The sequence below is a fragment of the uncultured Megasphaera sp. genome (assembly GCF_958350005.1).
Classification (GTDB): domain Bacteria; phylum Bacillota; class Negativicutes; order Veillonellales; family Megasphaeraceae; genus Megasphaera.
Genome location: NZ_CATWFF010000065.1, coordinates 1 through 10,897 on the forward strand (window position 1 = coordinate 1; position 10,897 = coordinate 10,897).

12 protein-coding genes and 1 pseudogene are annotated in these 10,897 nt (G+C 49.1%); 1 reads left to right on the forward strand and 12 read right to left on the reverse strand.

The features are described 5' to 3' along the window. Positions 1–169: 169 nt before the first annotated feature. The 11 genes from Q3886_RS05250 to Q3886_RS05300 form a co-directional block, all read right to left on the reverse strand. A complete protein-coding gene (locus tag Q3886_RS05250) occupies positions 170–514 on the reverse strand; it encodes a histidine triad nucleotide-binding protein (RefSeq protein ID WP_301860119.1) in 345 nt (114 codons plus the stop codon). A 1-nt stretch (position 515) separates the two neighbouring features. Further along, positions 516–1,832 carry a tRNA (N(6)-L-threonylcarbamoyladenosine(37)-C(2))-methylthiotransferase MtaB gene (mtaB, locus tag Q3886_RS05255; protein ID WP_301860120.1) on the reverse strand — a complete coding sequence of 439 codons (1,317 nt, stop codon included), beginning with the start codon at positions 1,830–1,832 and terminating at the stop codon, positions 516–518. Next, the gene (locus Q3886_RS05260; protein WP_301860121.1) at positions 1,832–2,560 is read right to left on the reverse strand and encodes a 16S rRNA (uracil(1498)-N(3))-methyltransferase; all 729 of its coding nucleotides are present in this window, start codon (positions 2,558–2,560) and stop codon (positions 1,832–1,834) included. The genes mtaB and Q3886_RS05260 overlap by 1 nt, the downstream gene beginning before the upstream one ends. After that, on the reverse strand, positions 2,560–3,441 hold the full coding sequence (gene prmA, locus Q3886_RS05265) for a 50S ribosomal protein L11 methyltransferase (protein ID WP_301860122.1): 882 nt from the start codon (positions 3,439–3,441) through the stop codon (positions 2,560–2,562). Before prmA ends, Q3886_RS05260 begins: the two co-directional genes overlap by 1 nt. Before the next feature lie 21 nt (positions 3,442–3,462). Then, on the reverse strand, positions 3,463–4,677 hold the full coding sequence (dnaJ, locus tag Q3886_RS05270; protein ID WP_301860123.1) for a molecular chaperone DnaJ: 1,215 nt from the start codon (positions 4,675–4,677) through the stop codon (positions 3,463–3,465). Positions 4,678–4,701: 24 nt separating this feature from the next. Then, on the reverse strand, positions 4,702–6,564 hold the full coding sequence (dnaK, locus tag Q3886_RS05275; protein ID WP_301860124.1) for a molecular chaperone DnaK: 1,863 nt from the start codon (positions 6,562–6,564) through the stop codon (positions 4,702–4,704). Between the two features lie 33 nt (positions 6,565–6,597). Continuing rightward, positions 6,598–7,209, reverse strand: a complete 612-nt coding sequence (grpE, locus tag Q3886_RS05280) for a nucleotide exchange factor GrpE (protein WP_301860125.1) — start codon at positions 7,207–7,209, stop codon at positions 6,598–6,600. A gap of 16 nt (positions 7,210–7,225) precedes the next feature. Continuing rightward, on the reverse strand, positions 7,226–8,269 hold the full coding sequence (gene hrcA, locus Q3886_RS05285; RefSeq protein ID WP_301860126.1) for a heat-inducible transcriptional repressor HrcA: 1,044 nt from the start codon (positions 8,267–8,269) through the stop codon (positions 7,226–7,228). 142 nt (positions 8,270–8,411) lie between these two features. Further along, positions 8,412–9,101: a peptidoglycan recognition family protein gene (locus Q3886_RS05290; RefSeq protein ID WP_301860127.1), complete on the reverse strand. Its 690-nt coding sequence runs from the start codon at positions 9,099–9,101 to the stop codon at positions 8,412–8,414. 123 nt (positions 9,102–9,224) lie between these two features. Next, positions 9,225–9,584, reverse strand: a complete 360-nt coding sequence (locus tag Q3886_RS05295) for a molecular chaperone Hsp90 (protein ID WP_301860128.1) — start codon at positions 9,582–9,584, stop codon at positions 9,225–9,227. Positions 9,585–9,697: 113 nt separating this feature from the next. Further along, positions 9,698–10,147, reverse strand: a complete 450-nt coding sequence (locus Q3886_RS05300; RefSeq protein ID WP_301860129.1) for a hypothetical protein — start codon at positions 10,145–10,147, stop codon at positions 9,698–9,700. Positions 10,148–10,340: 193 nt separating this feature from the next. Between Q3886_RS05300 and Q3886_RS05305 the strand changes: the two genes are divergently transcribed. Then, entirely contained in the window at positions 10,341–10,664 is a 324-nt protein-coding gene (locus tag Q3886_RS05305; protein ID WP_301860130.1) for a helix-turn-helix domain-containing protein, read from the forward strand. A 24-nt stretch (positions 10,665–10,688) separates the two neighbouring features. Here Q3886_RS05305 and Q3886_RS05310 read toward each other — a convergent pair. Continuing rightward, a pseudogene (locus Q3886_RS05310) lies at positions 10,689–10,897 on the reverse strand (low molecular weight phosphotyrosine protein phosphatase); the annotation flags it as partial.

A 10,897-nucleotide genomic window follows, 5' to 3' on the forward strand; every position in this document is an offset into this window, starting at 1 on the left:
GTTAGATAGTTGGTCTAACAACGGGGAGGTCCGTCCATATTACCAATACGGTCTTTTGATTAAATTCCCTTGATAAATAAATAGCCTATCAGTACTGCCAGCAGCACCAGCGAAATCATGCGTATTACTGCTCCCGCTGCCAGTGGACTGGAACGGCGGGGACTTCGTCTTATACGCCGGGCCATGCCATTTCCTTGCCGCCCAGAATATGAGCATGCATGTGAAGTACTGTCTGACCAGCCTTTTCGCCTGTATTGAATACGACGCGATAGCCATCTTTATCGAGTCCCAATAGTTTGGCTACTTTCTGAATGGCAAATAACATCTTGCCAGCTACATCAGCGTCAGCTTCTGTCAGCGAAGCAATATTGGCAATATGCTTCTTCGGGATCACTAACACGTGAACCGGCGCAACAGGAGCAATATCCTTAAAGGCATAAAAATCGTCGTCTTCATACACTTTCGTGCTGGGAATTTCTCCTTTGCTGATCTTACAAAATAAACAATCGTCCATCTTACTCAGCCTCCTTTACAGTTCCTGTCAATCTATGCTCATCTGCTCGTTCCAGCCGTACTGCAACGATGGAACCTACCTGATTCCCCTGCAGTCCGCACACGCAGACACGCTCGTAATTTTCTGAAAACCCTTCCCCTCTATCGCCATCTTGCTGTTCAATCAGGACATGAACGGTCTGACCGATCATTTGCTGTAAAAGGGTTGCTTTTTGTCTTTCAGACAAGGTATTTACCAGCTCTACCCGTTGCTTTTTAACGGCCTGCTCTACCTGGTCTTTCATTATCGCTGCCGGCGTCCCCTGGCGCGGCGAGTACGGAAAGGCATGAATATGGGAAAACTGCAGCCGTTTCAACAGGGTCATCGTTTCCTGAAATAAGGCATCTGTCTCGCCGGGAAATCCCAGGATCAGGTCTGTAGAAACGGTCAGGCCATGAATACGGCTGCGCAGCGTCGTAAGCAATGCTTCATATTCTTCTGCCGTATACTGCCGGTTCATCGCCTTCAGAATCGTATTGGACCCAGACTGCAATGGCAGATGCAGATGGGGACAAATGCGCTCAGAGCTGTTTATGACGGCAATAAGGTCTTCGTCTACTTCCAGCGATTCTACAGAGCCCATGCGAATTCGCGGTACATCCGTTTCTGCCAGCAAGCGCCGCAAAATAAGGGCCAGCGACGGCTTTTCCGGCAAATCGCGGCCATAGGCCCCCAGGTGAATGCCCGTAAGGACAATTTCCTTGAAGCCAAACTGCAGAAGACGCTTCGCTTCTGCGACGACGGCATCAGGATGACGCGATTTCAGGCCGCCCCGCGTATACGGAATGATGCAGTAAGTACAGAAATTGTTGCATCCTTCCTGAATTTTCAGGTCAGCCCGCGTGTGTTCTACAGCAGACGGATACAAAGGGATCTCTTCGAATTCATTGTCTTTCATCACGTTATGAACAGCCTGTACTGTCTGCGTTCCCCGATGCTGCAGCAATTGCTGAACAATGGAAACAATCCCTTTTTTCTCGTTCGTACCGACGACGGCATCGACGCCTTCCATGGCAGCCAGCAGTTCCGGTGACAGCTGCGCATAACAGCCAGTAACAACGACAACCGATTGGGGGTTGTTTTTTTTCGCCCGCCGAATGAGCTGGCGTGATTTTTTTTCTCCCATCTGGGTTACAGAGCAGGTATTGATGACGTATACATCGGCAATGCCATTAAAATCGGCATCGGAAAATCCACGGGCCAGGAAGAGACCGCGCATACTGTCCGTATCGTATTGATTCACGCGGCACCCCAGCGTGGCAAAGGCAATGGTTGGCATTACTTAAATCCTCTTTCATACATGATAATGGCAAGGGCTGCCAGTGAAGCCGTTTCAGCCCGCAAGATCCGTGGTCCCAGAGACACTGTATGGCACCACGAAGCATGTGTGGAAGCATACTGTATTTCCTCTTCTGCAAACCCACCTTCCGGACCGATGCAGAGCACCAGATCCCCATGGTGAAGATCCTGACAAACGGCATGAAACGGTGCTGTCTCCCGTTCATAGGGAATGACAAAACGCCGGCTTTGGTAGGTCTGTACAAGAGCAGGAAAGTCCATGACATCTTCTACAGGCGGTATGTCGTCGCGGCCGCATTGCTTGGCTGCTTCCGCTGCAATTCGATTCCACCGTTCCCACCGTCCCCTGCGTCGCGCTTCATTTAATTTTACTACACAATGCCTCATTTGTACAGGAATGATACGGCTCACACCCAGCTCTGTCGCTTTCTGTATGACCCAGTCAAACTTATCGCCTTTCAGCAGTCCTGCTGCCAAAATGACTTCACCATTGCGGATAGAGCCATCGGAAATTTTCTGGACTGGCGTCAGTACGGCAGCATGTCCCTCCATGGCTGTAATCAGGCATTCATACGTAGCCCCTTCGCTGTCGGTTACACGCAGTCTGTCTCCTACGGTATGACGCAGTACGACCAATACATGATGGGCATCATCTGCCGATAAGGCAAAGGTTCCCTTTATGGGAAAATCTGTAAATATTTTTCTCATTACACTCGCCTCATCTTTACGGCATACCAGCCATGCTGCAGTCGTTCTTCATCCCACTGAAAGTTCATATCCTCAGCAGCCTGCCGCACCTCTTCAATACGTTCGTCAATAATCCCGCTGGCAATGAAGGTGCCGCCGGAGCGCAGGTACTGCGGCAGTGCCGGCATAAGTGCCAGGACGGCATCGGTAACAAGGTTGGCAACTACGACATCGGCTTGGCTGCGGCCAGCCGGTACTGCTGTCAAGAGATCGCTGTTTTGTATGGACAGGACCGATTCAACGCCGTTCAGTCTGGCATTTATCTGTGCCTGTGTCACAGCCTGTGCATCCAGGTCTACTGCCGTAACGGCAACGGCACCTAATTTAGCGGCCGCAATGGCCAGGATTCCCGTCCCCGTACCAACATCCAGCACGACATCGCCAGGCTGCACACACTCTTCTAAAAACTGTACACACATACAGGTCGTGTCGTGGACTCCGCTGCCGAAGGCCATACCTGGCTCAATGCGGATAACATCTTCCCCTTCTGCAGGAACTGCATTTTCCCAGGCAGGAGCAGCCCAGAAGTGCGGTGACATTTTTACAGGATGGAAATACTTCTGCCACGCATAGAGCCAGTCAGCATCATCAGCATCTTCCTGAATGAGACTCCACGAGCCTAACGTATCATCTCGCGATGCCAGGAGTTTCATGTTTTGTGTTACTGTTTCCACTGCATCTTCCTGACTGGACGGAAAGTATGCAGTTATACGAATACGTCCCAGCTCATCTGTCACTTCATCATGGATAATTGAGCCATTGCTGCCGCATTCATATAAAAGAAGGGCCACCAAATCGGTGGCCTCTGGGGAAACAAGCAATTCGACTTCATTCCATTTCATCGACTGTTCTCCCTTGCATTATTAAATGTCTTCTTTTAATCTGCTCCAGAACCCTTTCTTTTCTTTCGGCTTATCCTGAGAGGAGTCCTTTGCTGATTTAGGCTCCCCCACCCAGGTTTCGCCGCCAGCATAAGCAAAGTCACGGAGCAGTTCTTTTTGCTTATCGCTTAACCGTTTCGGTACGGCTACGGTAACCTGAACATAATGATCGCCGCGCCGTCCTTTCGATCCTAAAACGGGAACGCCTTTACCTCTGATACGGAATTCCGTGCCATTCTGCGTACCTGCCGGAATTTTCAGATCAATCTTGCCATCCAGCGTATCGACGCGAACTGTAGATCCCAGTGCTGCCTGGGCGAAAGAAATCGTTTCTTTCGATCTGATATCATTGCCTTCCCGGCTGAACTGCGGATCCCGGCGGACGAAGATGTACACGTACAAGTCGCCATGACCGCCGCCGCGTTCACCTGGTTCACCTTCGCCGGCAACGCGCAGGCGAGCGCCGTCATCGACACCGGCAGGAATCTTGATCTTCAGTTTCTTACGGACTTTTACCGTACCTGTGCCATGGCACTTGCTGCATTTCTTTTTGATGATCTTGCCTGTACCGCCGCAATGCGAACACGTCCGGACATTGACCATCTGGCCAAAAGGCGTATTCTGTACGACCCGCTGCTGGCCTGTACCGTGGCAGACTGGGCAAGTTTCTACATCACTGCCCGGTTCGGCACCTGTACCATGACAACGATCGCACGTTTCTTCTTTCGGGACTTCAATTTCCATTTCCGTACCAAAAGCAGCATTGCGGAAGGAAATTTCTACATCAAACCGCAAGTCGGCGCCGCGGCGCGGGCCATTACTGCTGCCGCCCTGGCGACGGCCCTGGCCGCCGAAGAAATCGGCGAAAATATCTTCAAATCCACCGAAATTTCCCTGGCCGCCAAATCCGCCGAACCCGCCAAAACCACCTTGGCCGAAGCCGCCGGCACCACCGGCGGCATTGCCATTCTGGAAAGCGTCAGGGCCAAACTGATCGTACTGTGCCCGTTTTTCCTTGTTGGACAGTACACTGTAGGCTTCATTGACTTCCTTGAATTTTTCTTCGGCCGTCTTAGGGTCGTCCCGATTCTTATCAGGATGGTACTTAATCGCTAATTTACGGAATGCTTTTTTGATTTCCGCATCGCTGGCATCTTTCGGAACGCCGAGTACTTCATAATAATCTCGCTTGCTCATAGTGGGCAACCCCTCTTATCTATCTTACTTCTTGTCGTCGTCGACAACTTTGTAGTCTGCGTCAACTACTTTTTCATCGCCTTGCGTGCTCTGCTGTGCACCGGCATCCTGAGCTCCGCCGGCTGCAGCCTGCTGCGCAGCTTCCTGCTGTGCACCAGCCTGTTTATACATTTCGCTGGTCAGATCGTACAGCGGTTTTGTCAGAGCTTCCGAAGCAGCTTTGATCTTGTCCACATCGTCAGTCTTGACAGCATCTTTCAGTTCGGCAATCTTGCTCTTAACTTCCGATACTTTAGCAGCATCAGCTTTATCGCCTAAGTCTTTAATCGTCTTTTCTGCCTGATAAATCAGGGAATCGGCGTTGTTCTTGGCTTCAATAGCTTCTTTACGTTTCTTGTCTTCTGCTTCGTGAGCAGCAGCTTCTTTGACCATGCGGTCAATTTCGCTCTTATCCAGGCCCGACGAGGATTTAATCGTAATCTTCTGTTCTTTGCCTGTGCCAAGATCTTTAGCCGAAACATTTACGATACCGTTGGCATCGATGTTAAAGGTTACTTCAATACGAGGTACTCCACGGGGAGCAGCCGGAATGCCGGTCAGTTCAAAACGGCCCAGTGTCTTGTTGTCAGCAGCCATTTCACGTTCGCCCTGGAGGACATGAACGTCAACAGAAGGCTGATTATCTACAGCAGTCGAGAATACCTGGCTTCCCGAAGTCGGAATTGTCGTGTTCCGGTCAATGATCTTCGTGAAGACACCACCCAGGGTTTCAATGCCCAGAGACAACGGCGTAACATCCAGAAGCAGGACGTCTTTGACATCGCCTACGAGAACGCCGGCCTGAATAGCGGCGCCAATAGCAACGCATTCATCAGGGTTGACACCTTTGCTCGGTTCTTTGCCCAAAATGGATTTAATAGCATCCTGTACAGCCGGGATACGGCTGGAGCCGCCGACCAGAAGAATCTTGTCGATTTCATCAATCGTGAAGCCCGAATCAGCAATGGCTTTCTTCGTCGGTTCCATCGTAGCGTGTACGAGGTCTTCTGTCAGTTCGTTGAATTTTGCACGGGTCAAGGTCAGATCCAAATGTTTCGGACCTGTAGCATCAGCCGTAATGAACGGCAGATTGATGTTGGTCGACATAACCGTGGACAGTTCAATCTTTGCTTTTTCAGCAGCTTCTTTCAACCGCTGTTCAGCCATTTTATCCGTAGAAAGATCAATACCGGTCTGGCTCTTGAATTCGCTGATCATCCAGTTCATAACAGCATTATCAAAGTCATCGCCGCCGAGGTGCGTGTTGCCGTTCGTAGCTTTAACTTCGAAGACGCCGTCGCCTAATTCCAGAATAGATACATCGAATGTACCGCCGCCAAGGTCGAATACGAGGATCTTGCCGTCGCCGCCTTTATCGACGCCATAAGCCAGGGCTGCTGCCGTCGGTTCGTTGACGATACGAAGAACGTCGAGACCCGCAATTTTACCAGCGTCTTTCGTAGCCTGACGCTGTGCATCATTGAAGTATGCCGGAACCGTGATAACAGCCTGGGTAACTTTTTCACCTAAATAAGCTTCAGCATCTTCTTTCAGTTTCTGCAAAATCATGGCTGAAATTTCCTGGGGCGTATATTTTTTGCCTTCTACTTCGACGGTATAATTTTCACCCATATGACGTTTAATCGAAGAAATTGTGTTTTCCGGATTGGAAATAGCCTGCCGTTTAGCCAGCTGGCCTACGAGACGTTCGCCGGTTTTGGAGAAACCAACGACAGACGGAGTCAGACGAGAGCCTTCGGAGTTTGTAATAACCGTAGGTTCGCCGCCTTCCATAACAGCTACAACCGAGTTCGTCGTGCCTAAGTCAATACCAATTACTTTACTCATAATGAATTCCTCCTCAATATGTTACTACGATAGTTAACCGTTAAATGCAACTTTTACCATTGCCGGACGCAATGTCTTGTCGCCCAGCAAATACCCTTCCTGCAGGACTTCAACGACTGTGTCATTTTCATATTCGTCGCTGGGAACCCGCATGACCGCCTGATGGTAATTGGGATCAAACGGCTTTCCTACGGCGTCCATTTTCGTGACTCCTTCTTTTGCCAGAACGTCAAATAACTGCTTGTAAATCATGGCGTATCCGTCGATGAAGGACTTAATGTCACTGGCCACCTTGTCCTGCGGAACCTGCAGGGCCCGTTCAAAATTATCCAGAACGGGAAGGACGTTCTTCAGGACGTCCATTTTGACCACTTCGGAAATCTGCGACTTTTCATTTGCCGTCCGTTTTTTGTAATTTACAAAATCGGCCTGCAGACGAAGGTAGCGCTGCTGCATTTCCGCAGCGGCTTTATCGGCCTGCGATGGGGCATCCGGTTTGGCAGCATTTGCTGCTTTGCCATCATCTGCCGCATCTGTTACTGGAGATATTGTTTCTACTTCTTCCGTAACAGCCTCTTTTTTATTTTCTTGTTCTTTTGATGCTTTCACTTCTGTTTTCGTATCGTGTTTTTTCTTTTCACTCATCCTGTATCAACCCTTCCTAGATCTTCTCGCCTTGGTAATGCTCCAGCATATGCGTTACATGCTGCTTCATGAATTCCAGCAGCCCAATGATTTTGGCATATTCCATTCGCATGGGTCCCAGAACGGCAATCTTGCCAAGGACAACATCATTGGCCCGAAATGTAGCTTCTACAATGCTGCAGTCGTTAATAGGCGCCAGTTTTGTTTCTTCGCCAATACGAACGGTTACGCTCTGATCCTTACTGCTGCCGTCATCATGGAGCAGGTTGGCTACCATGTCCTGTTCTTCGAGCATGGTGAACAGGTGCTTTGCTTTATCAATGTCTTTAAACTCCGGCTTCGTAAGCAATTCCGTAGCTCCGCCGCGGTATACCTGATGTTCCCGGTTAAATACCTTGTGAATGGAGCGAAAGGCCAGCCGGTATAGTTCCAGATCATCGACAATGGAATCATGAAAGGATTCCAGCAAATTCGCATCAATCTGGCTCATGGGCATGCCTGCCAGACGACGGGTCAGCCGTTCAGCAATGACGTTCAGTTCGTCAATGTCCATCGTTTCCGGTTTGGGATACATGCAGTTTTCAATGTGTCCGCCATCGGCAACGACGATCATAATAGCTCGCCGTGAATCAAGGGGCAGGAAGCGAATATACTTTAACTTGGCTCCTGCCTGCTGGGATGCCATAACCAAGGTCACATTGTGTGTGATCTTGGCAAGAACCTTGGCAGTCATGCGGAAGATCTGATCTACATCCTGTACTTTATCCTGAAACCAGGACTGGACGAATTGTTTTTCTTTCTTCGATATCTGTGTCGGTTCCAGCAGACAGTCTACATAAAACCGATATCCCTGAATCGAAGGAATCCTGCCGGCCGATGTATGGGGCTGTTCCAAATAGCCTAACAGCTCCAAGTCAAACATTTCATTTCGAATCGTCGCGGCACTGACACCCAAATCATACTTGCGGGCAATCGTCCGTGACCCGACTGGTTCGGCAGAGATAATGTAGTCCTGAACGATGGCCTGCAGTATTTTTTTCTTTCGGTCATCCAACTCCATATGCTCTCACCTCTGCTCATTTGACTTATGTTGGCACTCTAGTATTTGGAGTGCTAACAACTGTATACAAGATAGCATGATTATATCGATTTGTCAATGATTTTACGCCAAAAAATCGCACTTTAGTCAAAAAGTCAAAAATTTATTTTCCATGATTATTTAATATCCTTTTTAAAGGTGTATTTTCCAATTGTTGTTCTGCCAGACGCACCTTGACATCCTGCCGTATTCTCGGCAGCTGCGCATATAATTGTTGGCCCGGACAGTCCGTGCTGTTCAGATCCCGATGGCCGATAATGGTCGTAACACCTGGTTCAATGTGATAGTACTGGCATAACCAGGTCAGCAGCGTTTCCAGGGACTGTATCTGTGCCGCTGTTGGCTTTTCTGTATCAAAATTACCGGTCACGTTAATGCCGACAGTGTGCTCATTTTCTCCATAGGCATGAGCACCGACAGTCTGGACAGGCCGCCCCCGTTCAATCGTTCCGTCTTTGCGGATGACGTAATGATAGCCAATGCCAGCCCATCCATTGGCAAGATGGGCTGCATGAATGGCAGCTGCTGTCGTATCGCCTGCCGGTATGCCGACGTGGTGAATGACGATCATGTCGGTCTTTTGCCGTTCCTTCAGCGGCTCTGTAAACGTAAATGTTGTTTCCACGACGGGAAAGGGTTCTTTCGGCACCGCCGCAGCAGATATTTTTTCTGCCCTTTCTGTCGGTTCTTCCGCCATGGACGTATCAGCTGCCGTTACCGGTGCCGCCATGGCAATAATAGCAAAAACACACACGAAGGCAACAGCTGCACACCTATTCCGATTCATCTTCATTATGTATCCCTTCTTCTTTTTCGTCTGACGGCCTTTTATCCTGGCCGTCTATACAGCTAAAAACACGATAGATGATACCCTCTCCGATATCACCTATCGTGTTTTATATTCCGTCATATACAGTTAAGCAAGAATTTCCTCCTTCTTTTTCAATATAGCTTCAATGGCTGCACAGGCCGGGCAGTCACAGAACAAGGCTCCCTCTGCTTTGATCTGTTTGGCATGAGCTGCTACCTTTTTCGCTGTATCAGCGCCAAAAATCTTAGTACCCATATCAGACTGAGCCAGGGCTATGAGTTCATCAATCGTACAAATATCCTGTTCCAGCGCGGATATATACGTTTTTGTGGCCTTTGCTTCATCTGCTGTTCCTACAGCATTCAGCCATGTTTGTGCATCTTTTTTGGATGTATCGCTGGCCGACGGAGCCTTCATCAGGTCTTTTGTTTTTTCTACTACAAAATCCAATACGTTTTTATCCATTGCAGAACCACTCCTTTTTTGCATTTCTAACTATACTATACCACAACAGAATACAACTTCAACCAACGGGATGATGATTTCGCATCTGCTGAGCCGTACGGGCAAAACAGGCACTATCCATCCCGCTGCACGATATACTGCAGCAAGGCCTGGCAGCCCAGGTCGACATCGGCATAGGTCTGGTCGAAGTTTCCCGTATACCACGGATCGGCTACATCCCGCTGCAGGCCGGCAAATTCCAGCAGCCTGTGTACTTTGTGGGCGCCACTACTGCCGCAGAGGCGGCGTAATGCTTCATAACTTTCCTGATCAAACACAATAAGATAGGCATACTCATCATATACAATTTCCTGTACCGGAATATCTGGCTGTATTATACCTGGCACCCACCTTTGGCCGTTATGGGCAGATGCAAGGAAAACCCCGTCAGTTCGCTCTATGACTGCAGAAGCAGTACCAATACAGCCTTTCCTGCCTGTTCCCGCCAGAAGCGCATTCATTACGAATTCTGCCAGTACAGCCCGATAGGGAGAGCCGTAACAAATAAAGCATACTCTGTACATTATATGTACCCCTTCCTCTGTATCATCTTCCTTTCCTATTGTAAATGATGCACATGCGCAACCTCTGATGCCTATGATATACTAGATAGTGGTAAAAGAAAAGTACGCACAAATTTATTACTTAGTCACCTTTGGGTAACCATTGCCCAAGGCAGCGCAGTTTTGTCTGCTGACGAAGAAAAAGGAGCATCTTATGCTTACGAAACATGAATTACCTGAATGTCCTGTAGCTACAACTGTCCAGATTCTGGGCAGTAAGTGGAAACTGTTAATTTTACGAAATCTATTTCAGCGTTCCTGGCGATTTAACGAATTAAAATATTCTTTGCCTGGCATCAGCCAGAAAGTATTGACCGACAGCCTGCGTTCTCTGGAACAAGATGGCATTGTTGCCCGTACTGTCTTTCCGGAAGTGCCGCCGCATGTAGAGTACTCTCTCACCGAATTGGGGCAGTCCATGGGTCCCATCATCAAAGCCATGGAAGATTGGGGTACATACTATAAAACGCAGCTGTAGTCTCAGCAACGGCTGCTGCCGAATCTATGTCTTCTGTAAATACTGCAGCAAAGCCCGGCAGCCCAGGTCGACATCGGCATAGGTCTGATCGAACTTTCCCGTATACCACGGATCGGCTACATCGCGCTGCAGGCCGGCAAATTCCAGCAGCCTATGTACTTTATGGTCCGGATCACCTCCGCAGATGCGGCGAATTTCCCGGTCATTTTCGTCATCAAAGCCGATGAGGTAGT